Source organism: Brevundimonas sp., assembly GCF_036659295.1.
GTDB lineage: Bacteria > Pseudomonadota > Alphaproteobacteria > Caulobacterales > Caulobacteraceae > Brevundimonas.
In genome coordinates this window covers 80,110-99,857 of sequence record NZ_JAVXCU010000002.1, presented here as the reverse complement: position 1 = coordinate 99,857, position 19,748 = coordinate 80,110, and the positions used below count along the sequence as shown (strand labels likewise).

Annotated in this window: 24 protein-coding genes and 1 pseudogene; 7 read left to right on the top strand and 18 right to left on the bottom strand. The window is 61.1% G+C overall.

Features of this window, described 5'->3' with window-relative positions; all coding sequences use genetic code 11:
- The 10 genes and pseudogenes from RSB01_RS01030 to RSB01_RS00985 form a co-directional block, all read right to left on the bottom strand.
- Nucleotides 1–176, bottom strand: a pseudogene (locus RSB01_RS01030) (flagellin); the annotation flags it as partial.
- A 124-nt stretch (nt 177–300) separates the two neighbouring features.
- Complete coding sequence (locus RSB01_RS01025) at nt 301–1,152, bottom strand: flagellin (protein ID WP_332624985.1); 852 nt, start codon at nt 1,150–1,152, stop codon at nt 301–303.
- Nucleotides 1,153–1,305: 153 nt separating this feature from the next.
- Nucleotides 1,306–2,154: a flagellin gene (locus RSB01_RS01020; protein ID WP_332624984.1), complete on the bottom strand. Its 849-nt coding sequence runs from the start codon at nt 2,152–2,154 to the stop codon at nt 1,306–1,308.
- A 294-nt stretch (nt 2,155–2,448) separates the two neighbouring features.
- Nucleotides 2,449–3,387, bottom strand: a complete 939-nt coding sequence (locus tag RSB01_RS01015) for a flagellin (RefSeq protein ID WP_332624983.1) — start codon at nt 3,385–3,387, stop codon at nt 2,449–2,451.
- Between the two features lie 204 nt (nt 3,388–3,591).
- Nucleotides 3,592–3,744: a hypothetical protein gene (locus RSB01_RS01010; protein ID WP_332591020.1), complete on the bottom strand. Its 153-nt coding sequence runs from the start codon at nt 3,742–3,744 to the stop codon at nt 3,592–3,594.
- 19 nt (nt 3,745–3,763) lie between these two features.
- Nucleotides 3,764–4,168: a hypothetical protein gene (locus RSB01_RS01005; protein ID WP_332591018.1), complete on the bottom strand. Its 405-nt coding sequence runs from the start codon at nt 4,166–4,168 to the stop codon at nt 3,764–3,766.
- Nucleotides 4,165–4,548, bottom strand: a complete 384-nt coding sequence (locus tag RSB01_RS01000) for a M15 family metallopeptidase (protein WP_332591017.1) — start codon at nt 4,546–4,548, stop codon at nt 4,165–4,167. The genes RSB01_RS01005 and RSB01_RS01000 overlap by 4 nt, the downstream gene beginning before the upstream one ends.
- Nucleotides 4,545–4,805: a hypothetical protein gene (locus RSB01_RS00995; RefSeq protein ID WP_332591016.1), complete on the bottom strand. Its 261-nt coding sequence runs from the start codon at nt 4,803–4,805 to the stop codon at nt 4,545–4,547. The genes RSB01_RS01000 and RSB01_RS00995 overlap by 4 nt, the downstream gene beginning before the upstream one ends.
- Entirely contained in the window at nt 4,802–4,966 is a 165-nt protein-coding gene (locus RSB01_RS00990; protein ID WP_167177032.1) for a hypothetical protein, read from the bottom strand. Before RSB01_RS00990 ends, RSB01_RS00995 begins: the two co-directional genes overlap by 4 nt.
- A 3-nt stretch (nt 4,967–4,969) precedes the next feature.
- Nucleotides 4,970–6,385, bottom strand: a complete 1,416-nt coding sequence (locus tag RSB01_RS00985) for a DUF2793 domain-containing protein (protein WP_332624982.1) — start codon at nt 6,383–6,385, stop codon at nt 4,970–4,972.
- Between the two features lie 180 nt (nt 6,386–6,565).
- Here RSB01_RS00985 and RSB01_RS00980 point away from each other — a divergent pair, with 180 nt between their 5' ends.
- Nucleotides 6,566–7,540 (top strand): endonuclease/exonuclease/phosphatase family protein, encoded by a 975-nt coding sequence (locus RSB01_RS00980; RefSeq protein WP_332591014.1) that lies wholly within the window; start codon nt 6,566–6,568, stop codon nt 7,538–7,540.
- Here the strand turns inward: RSB01_RS00980 and RSB01_RS00975 are convergent.
- The 6 genes from RSB01_RS00975 to RSB01_RS00950 all read right to left on the bottom strand — a co-directional run bounded on the left by RSB01_RS00975 (nt 7,506) and on the right by RSB01_RS00950 (nt 11,859).
- Nucleotides 7,506–8,726: a CCA tRNA nucleotidyltransferase gene (locus RSB01_RS00975; protein WP_332591013.1), complete on the bottom strand. Its 1,221-nt coding sequence runs from the start codon at nt 8,724–8,726 to the stop codon at nt 7,506–7,508. The genes RSB01_RS00980 and RSB01_RS00975 overlap by 35 nt on opposite strands.
- On the bottom strand, nt 8,723–9,394 hold the full coding sequence (locus RSB01_RS00970; protein ID WP_332591012.1) for a CoA pyrophosphatase: 672 nt from the start codon (nt 9,392–9,394) through the stop codon (nt 8,723–8,725). Before RSB01_RS00970 ends, RSB01_RS00975 begins: the two co-directional genes overlap by 4 nt.
- Nucleotides 9,391–9,915, bottom strand: coding sequence for a DUF1285 domain-containing protein (locus RSB01_RS00965; protein WP_332591011.1), 525 nt, complete (start codon nt 9,913–9,915; stop codon nt 9,391–9,393). Before RSB01_RS00965 ends, RSB01_RS00970 begins: the two co-directional genes overlap by 4 nt.
- Nucleotides 9,916–10,009: 94 nt before the next feature.
- On the bottom strand, nt 10,010–10,522 hold the full coding sequence (locus tag RSB01_RS00960) for an N-acetyltransferase (protein WP_332591010.1): 513 nt from the start codon (nt 10,520–10,522) through the stop codon (nt 10,010–10,012).
- A gap of 104 nt (nt 10,523–10,626) precedes the next feature.
- Nucleotides 10,627–11,238, bottom strand: a complete 612-nt coding sequence (locus RSB01_RS00955) for an enoyl-CoA hydratase-related protein (protein WP_332624981.1) — start codon at nt 11,236–11,238, stop codon at nt 10,627–10,629.
- Nucleotides 11,239–11,304: 66 nt separating this feature from the next.
- A complete protein-coding gene (locus tag RSB01_RS00950) occupies nt 11,305–11,859 on the bottom strand; it encodes a F0F1 ATP synthase subunit delta (protein WP_332589655.1) in 555 nt (184 codons plus the stop codon).
- 351 nt (nt 11,860–12,210) lie between these two features.
- Here RSB01_RS00950 and RSB01_RS00945 point away from each other — a divergent pair, with 351 nt between their 5' ends.
- Nucleotides 12,211–13,023 (top strand): TerC family protein, encoded by an 813-nt coding sequence (locus RSB01_RS00945; protein ID WP_332589656.1) that lies wholly within the window; start codon nt 12,211–12,213, stop codon nt 13,021–13,023.
- Nucleotides 13,024–13,085: 62 nt separating this feature from the next.
- Here the strand turns inward: RSB01_RS00945 and RSB01_RS00940 are convergent, their stop codons facing one another.
- The gene (locus tag RSB01_RS00940) at nt 13,086–15,248 is read right to left on the bottom strand and encodes a primosomal protein N' (protein ID WP_332589657.1); all 2,163 of its coding nucleotides are present in this window, start codon (nt 15,246–15,248) and stop codon (nt 13,086–13,088) included.
- Between the two features lie 30 nt (nt 15,249–15,278).
- On the opposite strand from RSB01_RS00940, the gene fsa reads away from it, so the two are divergent.
- From fsa to RSB01_RS00915, 5 genes are all read left to right on the top strand, one after another.
- A complete protein-coding gene (fsa, locus tag RSB01_RS00935) occupies nt 15,279–15,932 on the top strand; it encodes a fructose-6-phosphate aldolase (RefSeq protein ID WP_332589658.1) in 654 nt (217 codons plus the stop codon).
- 64 nt (nt 15,933–15,996) lie between these two features.
- Nucleotides 15,997–16,683 (top strand): DUF484 family protein, encoded by a 687-nt coding sequence (locus RSB01_RS00930; RefSeq protein WP_332589659.1) that lies wholly within the window; start codon nt 15,997–15,999, stop codon nt 16,681–16,683.
- On the top strand, nt 16,662–17,594 hold the full coding sequence (locus RSB01_RS00925; RefSeq protein ID WP_332589660.1) for a tyrosine recombinase XerC: 933 nt from the start codon (nt 16,662–16,664) through the stop codon (nt 17,592–17,594). Before RSB01_RS00930 ends, RSB01_RS00925 begins: the two co-directional genes overlap by 22 nt.
- A 70-nt stretch (nt 17,595–17,664) precedes the next feature.
- On the top strand, nt 17,665–18,330 hold the full coding sequence (locus RSB01_RS00920) for a retropepsin-like aspartic protease (RefSeq protein WP_332589661.1): 666 nt from the start codon (nt 17,665–17,667) through the stop codon (nt 18,328–18,330).
- Nucleotides 18,318–18,638 carry a hypothetical protein gene (locus tag RSB01_RS00915; protein WP_332589662.1) on the top strand — a complete coding sequence of 107 codons (321 nt, stop codon included), beginning with the start codon at nt 18,318–18,320 and terminating at the stop codon, nt 18,636–18,638. The genes RSB01_RS00920 and RSB01_RS00915 overlap by 13 nt, the downstream gene beginning before the upstream one ends.
- Nucleotides 18,639–18,655: 17 nt before the next feature.
- Here the strand turns inward: RSB01_RS00915 and RSB01_RS00910 are convergent, their stop codons facing one another.
- Nucleotides 18,656–19,615 carry an alpha/beta hydrolase gene (locus RSB01_RS00910; RefSeq protein WP_332589663.1) on the bottom strand — a complete coding sequence of 320 codons (960 nt, stop codon included), beginning with the start codon at nt 19,613–19,615 and terminating at the stop codon, nt 18,656–18,658.
- Between the last annotated feature and the right edge of the window lie 133 nt (nt 19,616–19,748).

Sequence of the window (19,748 nt, the reverse complement as noted above, 5' to 3'; positions counted from 1 at the left end):
CCCATTTCCGCACGTTGCGAGGTCGCAATGGCGAAGATGGCACCGTTATCCTTGGCCGACGAAACCTTCAGGCCCGTGTTCACACGGTTCTGCGTGGTTTCCAGCGACTTGTTGGTGTTGTTCAGGGTTTGCAGCGCAACGAGTGCACCACGGTTGGTGTTGATCGAGTTGGCCATTCTGGCCTCCTTATCTACATAAAATCACTGACATTTTGGCAGCGGGAGCATTTTGCTCCTGGGTTACTTAAAGAGATGATCAGGGTCGGGAGAAGCGCTATCGCGCCCCTCCCTCACCTACGTGTTAGCGGAACAGGCCCAGCAGGATGCTGCTGGACGAGTTAGCAATCGACAGAGCCTGCACACCCAGCTGTTGCTTGGTTTGCAGCGCGGTCAGACGGGCGCTTTCCTTGGCAAGATCGGCATCCACAAGGTTGCCGATGCCGGTTTCAAGCGAGTCCTGCAGTTTGCTGACGAAGGTCGCCTGACGATCCAGCGACTTCGACTTGGTACCGAGATCAGCCAGAACCGTCGTGAAGCCACTAAGTGCGGTATCCACAGCGGTCGCCGTATAGGCCGTGCGCTTGGCCGCAGCGGTACCCGCTGGTGCCCATACGCCAGTCGCCGGCGTGGCTGTGCCCCCAAATGCCAAACCGGTCGCTGCTGCTGCGCCGGCCGCTGCCTTCAGGGTAAATTTCCCACCTGATGTGTTGGTCGAAACCTCGATCAGAGTGCCGGTTTTGAACAGGTTCACACCGTCAAAAGTCGCACCCGCCAACGACGAGTGAACTTCCTTGGCAATGGCATCAAAGTCCGCCATCAGCTTGGTTTCAGTGTCCGATCCAGCAACCGAGTCCTGAATAGCCACAGCAAGACTCTTCAGTTCGGTCAGACCATCAACGACAGTTTCACCAGCAGCCAAAGCCACATCGACGATCGACTGACCGCGTTGCAGAGACTGTTTGACAGCGTCCTGAGCACCCATTTCCGCACGTTGCGAGGTCGCAATGGCGAAGATGGCACCGTTGTCCTTGGCCGACGAAACCTTCAGGCCCGTATTTACGCGGTTCTGAGTGGTTTCCAGTGCCTTATTGGTGGCGTTCAGGGTTTGCAGAGCGACGAGCGCACCACGGTTGGTATTGATCGAATTGGCCATTCTGGCCTCCTACATCCACATTGTGTGTGATCACTGCCGTTTTGGCAGCTTGAGCCTTTTGCTCATGTAAAACGCGACACTGATACTAAACCGGATGAGCCATATGGCCCGAAGGGTGCTTATTCGGACTGAACAAACACCCCTAGCAGGACCTTAACGGAACAGGCTCAGAACGATGGAGCTGGACTGGTTGGCGATTGACAGCGCCTGAACACCCAGTTGTTGCTTGGTTTGCAGCGCGGTCAGACGGGCGCTTTCCTTAGCCAGATCGGCATCCACGAGGTTGCCGATGCCGGTTTCCAGCGAATCCTGAAGCTTGCTGACAAAGGTCAACTGGCGGTCCAGCGACTTCGACTTGGTGCCGAGGTCAGCCAGAACCGTGGTAAAGTTGCTGATAGCGGTATCCACATTTGCCGCAGTACGTTCAGCAACATCGTCAAAGTTGAAACCGGCACCATCGGCTGTTTGTGTCGGGTCAATCGAACCGTCAGCGGCGATCGCGCCCGCAGCCGTACCTGCAGCCGCCTTCAGCTCGAACTTGCCGCCCGAAGTGTTGGTGGTGACTTCGATAGCATCGGCATTGGCCGTGAACAGGTTCACGCTATCAAAGACAGCACCGCCCAGCGAAGAGCGGATTTCCGAAACCATGGCCGTAAAATCGGCGTTCAACTTGTTCGCGGTTTCCGAACCGACGGCTGCGTCCTGAATGGCCACAGCCAGGCTTTTCAGCTCGGTCAGGGCTTCGACGACAGTCTCGCCCGCTGCCAGAGCCACATCGACGATCGACTGGCCGCGTTGAAGCGACTGCTTCACGGCGTCTTGCGCGCCCATTTCGGCGCGCTGCGAGGTAGCAATGGCGAAGATTGCACCGTTGTCCTTGGCCGAGGATACCTTCAGGCCTGTGTTGACACGGTTTTGGGTCGTCTCAAGCGCACGGTTGGTGGCGTTGAGGTTCTGGAGCGCAATAAGCGCACCACGATTGGTGTTAACCGAATTAGCCATTCTGGCGTCCTGTTGTTTCACTTCGTGAAGGTCGTCGCCATTTTGGCAACGAGAGCATTTTGCTCATCACGCATCGAAGCAAGAGTCGCGCCATAAAGCCAGAGGCAATTCGCACGACAAAAACAACAGTATTTCAAGAGGCTGGGACAATGGGGTGGGTAAAAATTACCTACCAATTATAGGCATATTTTACCCAGTCCGGCACTTAGTGCCTAGCTGGAAAGAAAGAGGGGGCGGCGAACCGCCCCCTTTGGCCTAACGCCATCCATGCCTTCTATTGGGCCTATTCCGCGATTAACCGCGGAAGAGGCTGAGCAGGATGGAGCTCGCCTGGTTCGCAATGCCCAGAGCCTGCACACCCAGCTGTTGCTTGGTTTGCAGGGCGGTCAGCTTTGCGCTTTCCTTGGCCATGTCGGCGTCCACCAGATTACCGATGCCGGTCTCCATGGAATCCTGGAGCTTGTCGACAAAGGTCGCCTGACGACCCAGCGACTTCGACTTGGTGCCGATATCCGCCATGGTCGTGGTGAACGAAGTGATCGCCGACTCAACGTTCGCAACCGAATAATCAGCCAATGCCGCAGGCGTAGCGCCCGTTGTATTGGACGCCTTGGCCGCCCATGCACCGGTTGCCGCATCAAACGTGCCTGCCGCGCCGGCTGTGCCTGCGGCACCACCAAATGCCAGACCGTCTGCCGCAGCCGCCGCACCGCCTGCCTTCAGCTCGAACGTATTGTTCGTGCTGCCGGTATTGACGGTAACAGCCAGACCACCAGCCTGACCCAGCTTGAAGACGTTCGCGCCATCAAAGTTCGCACCGGCCAGAGACGTGTGAATCTCTTTCACAATCGCCTCGAAGTCGGCCACGAGCTTCTTGCCGCTTTCACCCATACCGGTGACTGCGCCAGCAGCGTCGTACTCTTTCGGGGCGTCCTGGATCGCCACAGCAAGGCTCTTCAGCTCGGTCAGGGCCTCGATCACGGTTTCACCCGCCGACATGGCAACGTCCAGAATCGACTGGCCGCGCTGGATCGACTGACGAACCGCATCCTGAGCACCCATCTCGGCACGCTGAGAAGTCGCGATGGCGAAAATAGCCCCGTTGTCCTTCGCATTTGACACCTTCAGGCCGGTATTCACGCGGTTTTGCGTGGTTTCCAGATGACGGTTGGTCGCGTTGAGATTTTGCAGCGCAATCAGAGCGCCACGGTTGGTGTTGATCGAGTTGGCCATTTTGGCTGTCCTTGCTCACTTTGTGATGGCCAGCGCCATTTTAGCGCCGGGAGTCTTCTACTCACCCCGTATTGCAGCAATCATCGAGCCAGTTACCCGTGTTATTTAAATGAATTATCCATATGTTTTATATAGATAATTTTACATTCGCGGTCGGCCCTATTTACCCCCTGACGATTTAGGGCAAAACCTGCCCGGCAAGTCTTACCGCCTCGTACTTTCCCTTAGTGCCCGCTCCTGTTTCAAAGTCTCGACAGCCAGAGCGCGGGCTGCATCACAGGCCAGTATCTGTTGGCCGCGCCGCATATAGGCGACCTCCAACGCCGCCAGATCGCCACGCCCCTCGACCATGGCCAAAGCACATGGCCGCTCCACCTCAGGGGGCAGTGCCAGCAAGGCCGGAACAACCGCGTAAGGACGGGGCCTGTTCGCACAGCCGCCGGTCATGCTCGCGCAAACGCTGATGACGATCATCGCCCAGAGGTGTCTTGGCATCACCCTGTCCCCTTGCTTCCCCGACTGATTTTTCAGTGATCGTCGCCACGACCATTGCGTGTTCCTGCAGGTCACGCTGACCTTGCACGATGGCGGCCTGTGCGGCGTGTTCTGCATGGCGCATCTGTGCTTCGGCCCGCCCATGCACCGCCGCCTGCTCGGCCCGATCCAGCCTGCGCGCGCGCCAGCCGAACGGGTCCGACAACAGGGCAAACAGCAGCACCGCCCCCAAGACCACCGCACCCCACATCAGGTTAGGCAACACGCGCGCCCCGATCCCCGTCATGGATAGGCTTTCCGGCACAGCTCGAAATGCGGGCCGTCACGCAGGCGCGGCCAATCACCACCCCAGACCAGCGGCACACCAAGGTCCGCAGCCGCCCGCTTGAAAGCACCCGCAATGCGCGGATAAAGCGGCCAGTCCCAGCGCACCGTCCCGTCCACCCATGCCGCCACATCGACAGCATGTCCGGTCAGATGGCGGCTGTTCAGGATTCGGCTGGCCCCTGCCTTGACCAGTTCGGCCTGTCGCGCCGGTTTTCGCAGGCCTTCGGTGATGGTGAAATCGACGGGGGTGATCGCAATCGCCCCCTCGATCACCCGCACCAGATCGGGATGCAGCCCCGCCATTCGTGTGCACGAACGCGCCGACAGACGAAAGCTCATGCCTCGCCTCGCGCACGACCACGGGCCAAATTGACCACCTGCTGCGCCGACGGTGCCACCAGATAAAGCAGCCCCAACAGGGCCACCAATCCCATCAAACCGTCCGCCAGATAGCGTAACTGTTCGGGCGGCGCGCGCTGCACAACCTCGCGCAGCAAGACCCAAAGCAGCAAGGTGGCCAGATAGACATACATCCGGCGCCAGAACCAGCGACCCTCGGCCAGATCAGCGGGTTTAGGCGTTTGTTCTTTCATCATATTTCATCCCCTTCTTCGGAAAATCCTCCGGTCGTGCTGCGCCAGTCCACGCCGATCTCGTCGAGGCATTCATCGGCGCTCAACCGCTCGGGCGAGGTCCAGATTTCAGCGTCCGGCAACAGGTCGTCCCAGGCCGTGTCCAGTCCATAGTCAGGCTGCATGGCTCACCCCGCAAAGGTCAGGCGCACAAGGCCCGCCGCCCCCGCACCACCGGTGCCGCCAGCACCCGTTCCGGCACCGCCGCCCCCGCCGCCCCCGCCATAAAGACCCGCCGCACCGCCCGCATGGCCTGCGCCACCGGCATTGGCACCGCCTCCACCGCCACCACCGCCAAGCCAACCCAGATTGCCCAGCGACGATGACTGACCGTCCCAGCCGCCATATTGCGAGCCGATACCAGCCACAGCCTGCACACCGCACGGATAGCCAATGCCGCCATCACCACCAAGGCTCGCCGCATTGGCCGCGCTCAAGCCACCGCCTGCCCCGCCCGCGCCCGCGCTATAAGGTTGAGATAATCCACCGGGCTTTCCGGCACTGGCAGGGCCATCCAGCCCTAAGCCGCCCGCACCGCCCGCGTTCAAACCGCCACCGCGACCGCCTTCGGCCAGCGCGATCACATGGCCATAGGTCGCCACCGATGATGCCGCGCCATGACTGCCGGAGCCGCGACCGCCGCCGCCAACCACCACATCCAATTGTCCTAGATGGTCGGCCGGCCATGCGGCGTGGCTGACACCGCCCGCACCACCGCCTCCGCCGCCGTGGCGTACAGCGCCTGCACTGCCGCCCTGACCATCAGCGCCCGCCCCGCCACCACCGACACAGACCGCTTCTACCCAGCGCGCCCATGTCGGCACCGCGACATTGCCCGTCACCGTCAGGATCATGGTTTCGCGCCGCACGGCCCCCGCCGGAAACCACAAACGGCCTGTCGCGCGGTCCACACGCAGTGCATCGTGCCAGTTGTTGCCATCGGGGCTGACCTTGAAGCGAAGATCATCATCCCCCATCAGGCCGATCTCGGCACAGCCCTGCCAGCCGCTCTGGAACAGCACCGAGGCCGAATGACCGGCACCCTGTTTGTTGAACACAAAGCGCAGGTCGCCATCGCCGCCGTCATCATCGGGGCGCGCCGCCCACAGGGCCTTGTTGATGCGGGCACTAAAGGGATTTTCGGCATCCGGTGTCGCGCCCACACCCACGCGCTCCAGCGTCAGCATGCCGCCCAAGGTCTGCGCCAGAGAGGCCCACGTCCCGCCCATGCGAACCAGCGACACGCCTTCATCCAGCACCACCAGACCCATGCCTTGCGTCGGCACCACCGGCACCCAACCGCCCACATCGGCCCGCACCAGATCGCCCTCGGCAAAACCGGCCCAGCCATCTGACGGTGCGGCTCCGATCAGGTAGAGCGCACCAAGAGGGGGTTCTGTCGGCGGCACCGACAGGTTTCGGCTGATCACCGCCGTCTGCACAAGGGCATCCAGACGGGTGAAAGCCTCGTTCACCGTCACATGTTTTTGCAACTGGCCCGACACCACATAGGGCAGGCCCAACCGCGCACTATCATCGCTCATCACGATCTCCGAACTATTGTCGAAGACCAGTCTTGGCCAAACCACAGCCAAGGCTTGCAGACGCGTTTGGATTGCGCCCAATCCCTTATTTTTAAAGGCTTTGAAGTATCCGGTTAGGATGCCTGCTTACGTTCAACCGGCACACTTGGCGTACCCGCCGCTTTCGGATATCGCTGTCGAATGCCGCGCCAACGCTCCCTGATCCGCATCGCTCTGAACCTTCTGGCCATGGCGGTGACGCTGGCCCCGCTGGGGCTGGCCGTGGCGTCATTGATCCAGTCCGATCACCGCTGGCCTGACCTTGCCAACCAGTTCGTCGCGCCTGCCTTCTTGGCCAGCATCGTGTGGTTGGTGTTCCTGCTGGTGCTGCGCCTACGCCCCGCCGCCTTCATGGCCGCATTGACCACTGGCCTGCTGTTCCTAGCCGTCTGGCCCCAGTGGTTCCCGCCTAGTATTGCGCCCGATCCGGCATCGGAAACCATCACCGTCTATTCCGCCAATGTCTGGGCGCGAAACACCGATGTTGCAGCCATGGCTCGCTCGATTGCCGCCGCCAATGCCGACATCATTCTGCTGGTCGAGGTCGGTGATGCCCCCGCCGCCGAACTGGATATCCTGCTACCGGATCACCCGCATCGGGTGGTGTCGATTGTCGGCAATCGTACCGTTGCCCCTGCCCGTGCGCTGGTTGCCAGTCGCTGGCCGCTGAAACCGCTCAAGGAAAATGTCTACGACCAGCTGTTTTCGGCCGCCGCCCGCGTGAAAACCCCGCTTGGCGAAGTCGGCGTCATGTCCGCGCACCTGACCCGTCCTTGGCCCTATCAATATCAATGGGCACAGATCAACCAGACCGCCGACATGGCTGCCGAGCGCAGCAGACTGGGCGACACCGCCATCATTGCCGGTGATTTCAATGCTGTCTCTTCGGGTCGCATCGGGCGTCAGGTCAAGGACAGTATGGGGCTGAACCCCGCCCCTACGCCCCCCTATGCCGGAACATGGCCCGCAAAGCTTCCGGCCTTCCTCGGCATCACCATCGATCAGGTCTGGTACAGCCCAGAACTGGCGCCGGTGGATCGTCGTTTGGGCCTGAAAAACGGTTCGGACCACCGTCCGGTGATTACCCGTTTTCGGAAAGCGACACCTGCGCAATAGCCGCCTGTAGGCGGGCCTCTACGCCATCGCTCGGAAAGTCATCCGCAACCCACGATTTCTCGAACGCTTTCAGAACCTTGCCCGTCATCGGTCCCGGCTTGAATCCCGCCTGTGCCAGATCGCGCCCGCCCACCGGCATGGAGGGAACGGTCCAGTTCAACGCCATCTGACGCAAGGCCTGCATGTTCTGCGGCGCTATTCCGGTCGCCTCGGTGCGATAGGTGCGATCCACAAAGGCCGACAGGCCGTCTTTCCAGATCATGGCGCGCGCTTGCGGCGCACTCATGTCTGCATCCAGCATCACCGCAGAATCCTTCATCCGGTCACGTTGTGCATTGGACAGGCGCAAGCGTTTGGCTTCCTCGGCCAAGCCCTCTGCCGACAACGGCAACAGGGCCAAAAGGCGCAGTATTGGATCAGGCGTAATGGCCACCATGGCGGCAAACGACGTGCGGTCCAGACGCGGCAGGATCACGCGCAAAACGCCCGCCTCGTCCATCGCATCTACGGCCGCCACCGGATCAGGGGCCGCCAGCAGTTTCAGGAACTCCTTGGACACCCGCTCTGCCGACAGTGTTGCGACGCCATCGGCCAGTTTTCGGCATGCGGCATGCCCCTCGGCATCCACCGCGCCGCGCCCGTACCACGCCCAAAAGCGATAGAACCGCAGGATGCGTAGATAGTCCTCACGGATGCGCTGTTCCGGCTCGCCGACAAACACGATGCGGCGCTGATCGGCATCTTCCAGACCATAACCGGTCGGATCAAAAAGCTCGCCACGACTATTGGCATAGAGCGCATTCAGGCGAAAATCGCGTCGTGCAGCGTCCTCAAACCAGTCACGGGTAAAGGCCACCACGGCACGGCGCCCGTCCGTCTCGACATCGCGCCGCAGGCTGGTGATCTCGAACGGCAGGCTGTTTACGATGGCGGTGATGGTGCCATGCTCGATTCCTGTCGGCACAGCGCGGATTTTTGCCGACTTTAGCGCCGCCAGAACCTGTTGCGGTTCCAATTGCGTGGCAATGTCCACATCATCGACCGTTGCCCCCAAAAGGGCATTACGCACACAGCCGCCGACATAGCGTGCACAGTCCGGCCCGCCCGCCGTTTCCAGCGCCGCCATCACGGCCTTGGAGGCAGTGGATTCCAGCCAGGGCTGACCTTTCAGACTAGGGGCGCTCACGCCACCTTGTCCTCATACAGCCGCGCACACAGGCGGCGTAAAATCCCTGCTGTCACGCCCCAGATATAATGTTCGCGATAGGGCATGGCCCAGAACCAGCGACGGGGCTGGCCGTCACGGTCATAATAGTCGCGGCGATGGTTCACCGGATCCATCAGGAACGCCCACGGGGCTTCAAACACCTCGGCCACCTCGGCCGGTGAAGGCTTCAAGGTCGGTTCGGCCTTCAGCCAACCGACAACGGGGGTCACCGCAAAGCCGGTGCCGGTTTCATAACCGTCCCCCACACCAAGAACCTCGACCAGTTCAGGGGCCAGTCCGACCTCTTCCCATGCTTCGCGAAGCGCCGCATCCACAGCCGTCTCGCCCGCATCCAGTCGCCCGCCCGGAAAAGCAATCTGGCCGGTGTGGCTGGCCAATGAATCCGAGCGGCGTGTCATCAGAACGGTCGGCCCATCTTCACGCTCCAGAATAGCAATCAGCACTGCGGCAGGACGCAAGGGGCGATCGGGCCGCTCCATCTGTGCATTCAAATCGAAATCGGAATGCAAAGGCGCTTGATCCAGCCGCCATTCGGACGGTGCCATCAGATGCTGTTTCAGGCGACGTTTCAGGTTCTCGCACTGGGTCGTCACCACAGAGGCGGGCATCACCACATCATCACTCACAGGCCTGCCCCTTCCGGTCCCAGAGGAAAGCTCTTGCTCTGTGATGTCACGGCCAGACGCCCGTCCAGTTCGTGCGCCATCTCGACCAGTTCATAAAAGACGGGCCGTACGATACGCGCCCACAAATCCCCGCGAATATGGATGCGCGGTGCTGGCTCACCTGTCTGCGGATCGGTTTCGACCACCAGTTCATGGTCCGCTCCGGCCACCGCCTCGTCGCCCTGATCGGTCACAAATACCAGCGCCCCGTTTTCTTGACGCATTGAAACCGCCCGAAACGGCAGATCTTCGACATTGATCTTCAGCTTCTCGACCGGCGTCACCAGATGATAGCCATCTGCATCCTTGCGCAGAATGGTCGAGAACAGACGCACCAGTTCGGCACGGCCAATCGGCGTGCCCTCATGCATCCACACCCCGTCGGCGCGGATCAGAATATCGATGTCGCCACAATGCTCCGGATGCCACATATGCACAGGCGGTAAACCCCGTCCGGGGGCCTGTTTGGTGGCTTCGATCACAGATTGCAGTGACGCTGACGTTCTATCCTGATGCGGGGGTGAAATATCCATGTGCTGAATATGGGCGGCATCGCCCTATATTTGAAGCTTGGATTTAAGCGACCGGCTTAACCGCGCCATCCGGCGACACTTCGGTGATAGGCAACCACATGATGCGCTGCTTGCTCACCGGTCCCGAAAACACCGAATCCGGAGCAGGCAAGAAACCGAAACGCTCGAAATACGGGGGATCGCCAATCAGCAAAATCCCGTCCAGTCCCAGCGCCTTGGCCTCGTCGATACACTTCTGGACCAGCAAACCGCCCAAGCCGCTGCTGCGTTTGCTTTTGCGCACCGCGATAGGCCCAAGAAAGGCCCCGCGCGCCGCACCCGATGTGACATTCCACAAGCGCACCGAACCCAAAAGCGCATCGCCGTCATAGACCGTGAAGCCTGCCAGAATAGCCGACTTCTCGCGTACGCGCTCTGCCGTCTTGGCAAAACGACCCGGACCAAAAGCCGCCATAACCAGGGCATCAATCGCCGCCGCGTCAGAAACCTGCTCGCGCTGAATGTCCACCGGAACGGCGGTATGGGTAGAGGGTACGGACGCGAGCACTGATGTCATGTGCGGCGCACTAGAACCAAGCGGCGCACGAATCAATCGGCAATTGATAGCGTGGCAGCGCTAAAACGCTTACTGCCACGCTATCTTGTGGGTTATCGCCCGCCCTAGAAGCTCGGCTTGCGCTTCTGCATGAAGGCCGTGAAGGCTTCAACGGCTTCTGGGCTGCGCATCTGGGCCGAGAAGATTTCGCCTTCGCGCAGCATCAGTTCCCACATGGAGGCCGCATCACGCATCAGGCCCTTGGTGTGGCGAATGGCATTGGGGGCGCGCTCGGCCAGACGTACAGCCAGCTCGACAGCCACGGTATCGACCACACTGGAAGCCACCGCACGGTTGGCCAGACCCCAGTCACAGGCTTGCGAGCCGTCAATCGGCTCGCCCAGCGGGTTCACAACGCGACCCAGCAGACCCTTGCCGACCGGCACGTCCACGATTTCGCCCAGACGGCGTACATCGTCACCTTCGGCGATTTCGGCATCGGTGCCGAAAATCACGATACCGACGTTGTCGCGTTCCAGGTTAAGGGCCATGCCCTTAACGCCGGCCTTGGTGAATTCCACCATTTCACCAGCCTGGACATTGTCCAGACCGTGAACGCGGGCAATGCCGTCACCAACCGACAGCACCTGACCAACGTCAGATACGTCGGCTTCCACGCCGAAATTGGCGATCTGCGACTTAAGGATGGCCGAGATTTCGGCGGCGCGGATATCCATATTGAGCTCTCTGGCTTTCGTCTTCGGTGCGGGTCTTGCGACCCGGCTACGTCTTCGGTTTCGGGCTTAGGCGCGTTTTAGCGCAAAGGTCATCTGGTCGAGTTTGGTCTTCAGCGAGGCATCGAACAGCTTCGAGCCCACCTTGACCTTCAGCCCACCCAGGATCGACGGATCGATACGGGTGGTCAGTTCCGGATCACGTCCCAGTGCGGCACGCAGTTCCGATTGAATCTTTTTCGACTGGGCTGCGGTCAGCTCGACAGCCGAAATAACTTCGGCAGCAACCACACCCGTCTTCTTGGCATACAGCGCGTCAAAGCCGGCGATCACGCCTGGCAGATCGGCTGCACGGCCATTCTTGGCGACCAGACCCAGCAGATTGCGGGTCACAGCATTGAATTTTGCCTTGTCGGCAATCGCCAGCAGGCCAATAGCCTGGTCATCCGCAGTAATGACGGGCGAATTGGCCAGACGGCGCAAATCCGCGCTGTCCGTCCATGCTGTTTTCAGCGACGCCAAATCGGCGCGCACAGCGTCCAGCACGCCCGTTTCTTCTGCGAGGTCGAACAGTGCCTGAGCATACCGTTCGCCGACTTCCGTCGTCCTGAAATCGTCCGCCACTTGTGTTTGGTCCGCATCTTAGCGTTTGCGTCAAAACCGGCCGCAGTTACCCACGCCGATCAAGGGTTTGATATGCTTGTTAAAAGCAATCCGGGGACGCATCTTTCGATACGCCCTTCGTCAAAGCCGCGCGGCCAATACCACGCAAGGCCGAAAGTCGCAACCAATGCGTAAGGAACGTTATCAGCGTCACCGCACTGTGTAGGTATATTGGCCGGCTCGACCTTGGTCGATGCACGTCCCTATGTTGTTAAATACGGGAGGGGTGCGACGACACGGTACGTACAGCCCTCTTGATACGCGTTCACGCTGGCGTTACCGAAAACGCTTCACATAACTTCAGGAACTTCGATGCTCGATAGCATAACCCCCTTGTTGACAGACCCAGCCGCATGGGCGGCCCTCGTGACCCTGGTGGTCATGGAAGTCGTCCTCGGCATCGACAACCTGATCTTCATTTCGATCCTGTCGAACAAGCTGCCCCCCGAACACCGCCAGCGCACCCGCCGTATCGGTATCGCCCTGGCGCTCATCATGCGTCTGGGACTTCTGGCCACTATCGGCTGGATTGTCGGCCTGACCGCACCGGTCTTTGATCTGGGCATTCATGGCGAAAGCTTCGACACGGCCTTCTCGTGGCGCGACCTGATCCTGATCGCAGGTGGTCTGTTCCTGGTGTGGAAAGCCACCAAGGAAATCCACCACGCCGTCGATACGACACCGGCCGATGACCACCTTCTGGAAAAGAACAAGAAGGACGCCGTCATCAACAATGTCGGCTCGGCCATCATCCAGATCATCATGCTGGACCTGGTCTTCTCGATCGACTCGATCCTGACCGCTGTCGGCATGACGGACCATGTGCCGATCATGATGGTTGCTGTTGTGATCGCCGTTATCGCGATGCTGGTCGCCTCGGACCCGCTGGCCAATTTCATCGACAAGAACCCGACCGTTGTCATGCTGGCACTGGGCTTCCTGCTGATGATCGGTGCGGTGCTGATCGCCGATGGCTTCGGCGTTCACGTGCCCAAGGGCTATATCTACGCCGCCATGGCCTTCTCGGCTCTGGTGGAAGGCCTCAACATGATGTCGCGTAATGCCAAGGTGAAGAAAGAGGCCTCCGAGGCCTCTATCGTTAGCCCCCAGATCAACGAAGACTAAGCTTCGTCCGTATCCGGATAATCAGGGCGCTGTGGAAACACAGCGCCCTTTTTTCTATCCCGCTACAGGAAGCTATAAGGATCGACATCCACTGTCAGGCGCACCGAGGCGGGTATCTTCACCCGTCCCAGCCATGCACGCAGGAAGCTCTGCACATTGACGTCGCGGTCGGCCCGCACCAGCAGTCGCTTGCGACGGCGCCCGCGCACCAGTGCCAAGGGCGCATCCGCCGGACCATAGACCTCCAGACGCTCGGCATTGGGAATGGCCGCGGCCAGTTCGCGGGCTGTTTTCTCAAGCGCCTGTGCGTTCTCGCTGGACAGGATCAAGGCTGTCAGTCGGCCATAGGGCGGCAGGCTTCCCAGTTCGCGCTCGGCCATTTCAGCGGCCACAAACGCTTCGCGGTCATTGGCCGCCAAGGCTTCCAGCACAGGATGTTCGGGCGTCCATGTCTGCAAGAAAGCCCGTCCCGGCTTGTCGGCACGGCCTGCACGGCCCGTCGCTTGTGCCAGCAACTGATAGGTGCGTTCGGCAGCGCGCAGGTCACCGCCGCGCAGGCCAAGATCGGCATCCACCACCCCCACCAGTGTCAGGCGCGGGAAGTTGTGGCCTTTGGCCGCCGCCTGTGTGGCCACCAGAATATCGATTTCGCCCTCGGCCATAGACTTGATCAAGGCGCGGGCAGCCTCGGCATCCGGCACCGTATCCGACGAGAACACCGCTGTGCGGGCCTCGGGGAAGAGCTGTCGCACCTCTTCTTCGACGCGCTCGACGCCCGGCCCGACCGAGACCAGCGTGTCCTCGGTGCCGCAGGCTGGACAGGTCTTGGGCTTGGGCATGGAAAAGCCGGTCAGGTGACAGACCAGACGCCCGCTATAGCGGTGCTCGACCAGCCATGAATCCGTGTCGGGCGAGGTCAGTCGGTGACCGCAAGCGCGACACAGCACCACCGGCGCATAGCCACGTCGGTTCAAGAACAGCAGGCTCTGCTCGCCCTTGGCCAGATTGTTTCCGATCTCTTCGCGCAGGGTTTGCGACAGCCATGTTTGCGGATCGGGCGGGTTCTGGCGCAGGTCCACCAGAGCAATATCAGGCAAAACCGCGACACCATGTCGCGTCCGCAACTTCAGCCAGCGATACCGGCCCTGCTGGGCATTCCACAAAGTCTCCAGTGACGGCGTTGCCGAGGCCAGCACCACAGTGGCCCCTTCGATACGCGCCCGTGCCACGGCCAGATCGCGGCCATGATAAACAAGGCCTTCTTCCTGCTTGTACGACCCGTCATGTTCTTCATCGACGACGATCATCGCCAGATCGGGATAGGGCAGGAACAGCGCCGAACGCGCCCCGACCACAATATTACAGCGCCCTGCCCTGACCGCTTCCCAGACCTGACGGCGGCGCGGGGGCGTGACGCCCGAATGCCATTCAGCCGGAGCCGCCCCGAAACGACGGGTGATTCGCTCGATCAGCGCCTGTGTCAGCGCAATCTCGGGCAGCAGGATCAGGACCTGCGCATCGGGTTTTGCCGCCAGAAGTTCAGCGGCCGCTTCCAGATAGGTTTCCGTCTTGCCCGAACCTGTAATCCCGTCCAGCAGGAAGGGCGCAAAGCCGCCCGCCGTGGCCGCGCTCGCCATAGCCTTGGCCGAGGCCGCCTGATCGGCATTGAGCACAACCGGCGCATGGTCGGGGCGCGGTCGATCGAAGGCAGCCATCGCCTCGACCTCGAAAACCTCTAATACGCCCTCATCCACCAGTCCCTTGACCACGCCGGTCGAGACCTGCGCCGCCCGCGCAAGGTCCGCCGCCGTCATGGCGCGGTCCTGCAAGGCCTCCAGCACAGCGGAGCGGGCCGTGGTCGCCCTCTGGGGTTGGCGCATACCGATACGGCGCACGCGGCGCTCGGGTTTGGGACGCGGGGCGCGAAGGCCGCGCAAGGCCCGCGAGGCCATTTCACCCGGCGGGTTCAGCGTCCAGCGTGCCGCCCACTCGACAAAATCGACCGTGCCTTGCGGAAGGGATGGATCATCGGCTTTGCGGGCAACGGACTTAAGCTTGCGGTTCGATCCAGTCGTCTCGAACACATCGGCCACGATCCCGCGCAGAAAACGCGGCCCCAGCGGCACATCCACCTGATCGCCACGCGCCAGCGCCATGCCATCGGGGACGGCATAGTCAAACGCTTCCTGCACCGGCAGGGGGACAAGCACAGATGCGACTTTCACGAATACTCCACCCGCGCTAGGACTTGAGACATGAAAATCTTCCTCGATACCGCCGACGTCAACGTCATCAAGGACATCCTGCCCACCGGTATGGTGGACGGGGTTACCACCAATCCGTCTCTGATTGCCAAATCAGGCCGCAACATCGCAGAGGTCATTGCCGAGATTTGCGCGCTCGTCGAGGGCCCTATTTCAGCAGAGGCCGTCGCCACCGACTATGAGACCATGGTCATGGAAGGCGAAAAGCTGGCGGCCATCCACAAGAATGTGGTCGTCAAGCTGCCGCTAACCTGGGACGGCCTGCGTGCCACGCGCACCTTTACCGACCGTGGCATCAAGACCAATGTCACGCTGTGCTTCTCAGCCGCTCAGGCCATGCTGGCCGCCAAGGCCGGTGCCACCTTTATTTCCCCGTTTGTCGGCCGTCTGGACGATCACGGTGCCGATGGCGGCCTGCTGATCGAAGAGATCCGCGCCCTCTACGACATGCAGGATTTCAAGACCGAAATCCTCGCTGCATCTTTGCGCAACACAGCCCATGTCGAGGCCGCAGCCATCGCCGGTGCCAATGCCGCGACCCTGCCACCAGAGGTTTTAAAGGGTCTGGTAAAGCACCCGTTAACCGACAAGGGGCTTGATGCCTTCCTTGCGGACTGGGGCAAGACCGGCCAGTCCATCCTGTAACGCCATTTGGAGTGGTCCTGTCTTGTCTCACACTCTGGATCACTCCGACCTAGGTAAGCCCGCTATGACTGCCGAACCTCAAACCGATCTGCATTGGCCCGAGGTTCGGCAATGGCTTGAAGACCATGGCCAACATCTGCAGCAGGACCGCGAACTGCTGGAACTTCTGAGTCTGAAGGCCAGCGAGGCCAATGTCGTCGATTTTGGCCGTGCTGCCGTCAGCAAGATGGAAGCCAGTGCCCAGCGCGAGGCCGGTGCGCGCCGCCTGATCGAAGAAATCTCGCGCACCAATTTTGCCGCCCAGACCCAGACCCATGTGGCCGCCCTCGATCTGATGGAGGCTACCAGCCTGATCGAATTGTCGCGCCAACTGGACATGTCCACACAGGCGCGTTTCGGACTGGCAGGCGCTGCCGTGGCAATTGAGAAACCCGGTGCGATCCCGTTTGGCTGGAAAGCGCTGGAGGCCGGTCGCGTTGACGCCCTGCTGGGCGAGGACGGTCGTAACTGGCTGGGTCCGAACTTTACCGGACTGGATCTGTTTGGTCCCGCCGAGGGCGAGGTTCAGTCTGTAGCGCTGGTGCGTATGAATCTGCGCTTCCCCGATCAGGACGAGCCGCGCCCTGCCCTCTGCGCCTTTGGCTCGGTCGAGGAAGAAGGTTTTACCCCCGCCATGGGTGGTGAGCTGATCGCCTTTGTCGCGCGCGTATTTGAACGGATGGCCGGACGATGGCCGCTTCAGGAAACCTGAACGCCGAGCAGTTGCTGATGGCATGGCTGGGTCATCTGGCCCATGAACGCCGCCTGTCGGAGCGCACGCTGGAAGCCTATGGCCACATTGGCCGTCTCTATATCGGTTTCATGGAACGCCATCGCGGCGAGACACTGTACCTGTCCGCCATGGGCACGATCACCGCTGCCGAGCTACGCGCCCATCTGGCCGAGCGGCGCAGCGGCGACAGGCCGCTGAATGCGCGGTCGCTGGCGCAAACGCTGGCGGCCATTCGCAGTTTTCACCGCTATCTGGACCGTCGCTGCGGCGTCGATGCGCCGCAACTGGCGCTGGTACGCGGACCGCGCGTCAAACCGTCCTTACCGCGCCCTGTGACCGAAGATCAGGCCATCGGCCTGCTGCAAGAACCCGAAGCCGATCCTGACATGGAACCGTGGGAGGCTGCGCGCGACCGTGCGGTCCTGACCCTGCTATACGGCTGTGGTCTACGGATTTCCGAAGGACTATCGCTCAAACGCAGTGATGCGCCGCTGGGTGACAGCCTGCGCATCACCGGCAAGGGGGCCAAGACCCGTATTGTTCCGGTGCTACCACAGGTGATCGAGGCCGTGGACGACTATGTGCGCCTTTGCCCGTGGCCGCTGGCACCCGAGCAGGCCCTGTTCAGAGCGAAACGCGGCGGGCCCTTATCGCCCCGTCAGGTTCAGGCCACCGTCCAGCGGCTGCGCGGAAGGCTAGGCCTACCGGCCTCCGCCACACCCCATGCCCTGCGCCACAGTTTTGCGACCCACCTTCTGGGGGCGGGGGCTGATCTGCGCTCCATTCAGGAGCTTTTGGGCCATGCGAGCCTGTCCACGACGCAAAAATACACGCAGGTCGATGCCGCCGCTCTGCTCAAGGCCTATGAAGCGGCTCATCCGCGCCGCTAAGGCAACGGAACCGTCCAGCAAATAACATCGTTCAGCTTGTGGTGATTTCTCTCGAGAGAGGCCCGCCGCCATGACTGAGCCCTATGGACCCACCGCCATATCCCGCCGCACCTGTCTGGCCGGTATGGGCGGATTTGTGGGTCTGGGGGCAGTGCAAACCGCACCGGAAGTTGGGCCAGAAGTCTTGCCCGAGATTCCTCTGGCCTTGAACCTGTTCACCCGCCTTGCTGCTCGCGTCCAGCTGGAACCGCGCCGTGTCAGCCTGTTTGTGCTGGATACAGGGGCACAGGCCACGTCGCTTTCGGACCGTCTTGTTGCGGAGATGGGGCTTGCAAGCGGGCCAGACCTGCTGGTTCATAGTGTCACCGCCTCCAGTCTGGTGCCCAGCGCCATCCTGCCTCGACTAAAGTTACAGGGCGAAAGCTTCGATCATGTCATCGCCCCTGTGTTTCCTTTTTCCCAGTTGGGGGCCGAGGGGCTTCTGGGCCTCAACCATCTTCAGGCCTTCAACCTGCTGCTGGATATTCGTCGCCAGCAGGCCACCCTGACCCCTTCGCAAACACGCAGCGTCAGTTTCAACTTTGGCGGCACTGTAAATGCCACGCGCATTCCGCGCAGAATGACCTCCGTGCCCAGTCTGCGTAAGGACGGTCTGCTCCTGATGGCCGTCAGGGTCGGGCCGGTGGAGGCTGTCGCCTTTCTTGATACAGGGGCCAGTATTCGGTGGCCAATCTGAAACTGTTTCAGGCCCTCGGCTATAGTCTGGGGCACACTCAGGAACGTACGGTCTATGGCGTCAATGGCCCGCCCATGTCGGTGCGCGTAGGTCCTGCGCCCACGCTCGAACTGGGAAGCAAACGCTTAGCGCAAACGCCCTTGCTGTTCGGGGATATGCACATCTTTGGCGTGCTGGATCTGTTATCGCGGCCCGCTCTGATGATTGGCGCAGACATATTGGGCCGCTTTGATCGCGTCGGTATCGACTACCACACCAACCGTATCACTCTGGGCGATGTCATGCGCCGGACGACACCGCGCGCCTAGACCGCCCCGCTGGACGATTAGGCCGCCTGCAAAAGCGACAGGTCCCAAAGGAAGGACAATATGGCCTGTGTCACGATCAAAGGCTGTTCCTGCTGTACCCAGTGACCTGCTCCCGGCACCACAGTGACGGCATGTAGATCGGTCAGCCACTCGCCCTGCTCGCTTTCGAAATGTCCGGTATAGTTGCGGACGGGATCCCGCTCGCCCACCAGAAAGGCGGCAGGGACCGTAATCTTGCAGCCTTGAAGCCAGCGTGTACGCGCCCAGTTGGCATCGATCTTTCGGTACCAGTGTATCGCGCGCTCAAACCCTGTCTGGCGAAACGCCGCGACATACTGGTCGAAATGATCCTGTGCCATCCACGGTGGCAGGGACGCGCGGTCAGAGATCAAGGCAAGCATATCGCGCCCTGCGGGAATACGGCCCGTGGCCTGATCTTCCGTCGGCGTCGCGCCATCAAAGGCCCAGAACATCTTGCGAAGCGCCGTTTGCGGGTCAGCATCCATAGCCAGATGCGCATCCGGTGCGGCAAAGGCTGCCAGATAAAGCGGATCCTCGCCATTTTTAGCCGCCAGATAGTTCATGACCGCTGTGGGCGGACCTTGCTTGCGACGGGGCTGGAACGGCACAGACATCCCCATCACCGCATGGAACATGTCGGGGCGCAGCAAGGCACAGTGCCACGCCACGGCCGAGCCCCAGTCATGGCCCACCACGACGGCCTGCCGATAGCCCAGCGCCTCGACCAGAGCGACCAGATCACCCACCAACGAGAATATTGAATAGGCTTCGGCCTGTGGTGGTCCGCCCGTACCGCCATAGCCGCGCATGTCGGGCGCGACGGCATAATAGCCCGCTTGCGCCAGTCCTTCGATCTGGTGGTGCCATCCCAGTGACAGATCAGGGAAGCCGTGGAGCAGCAAAACCAGTGGCCCGTCACCCGCGCATCGAATCTGTATCGGCAGGTCCCCGGTCACGACCGTTTTCACTTCCACCGCGCACTCCACCATGAAGAAAGACAACTCAGAGTAGACAAAAAGCTATATTTTTCTCCAAGGCAACGCCAACATATCAATGTTACACAAATTTAGCCGCCGTTTAGCGAGGTGT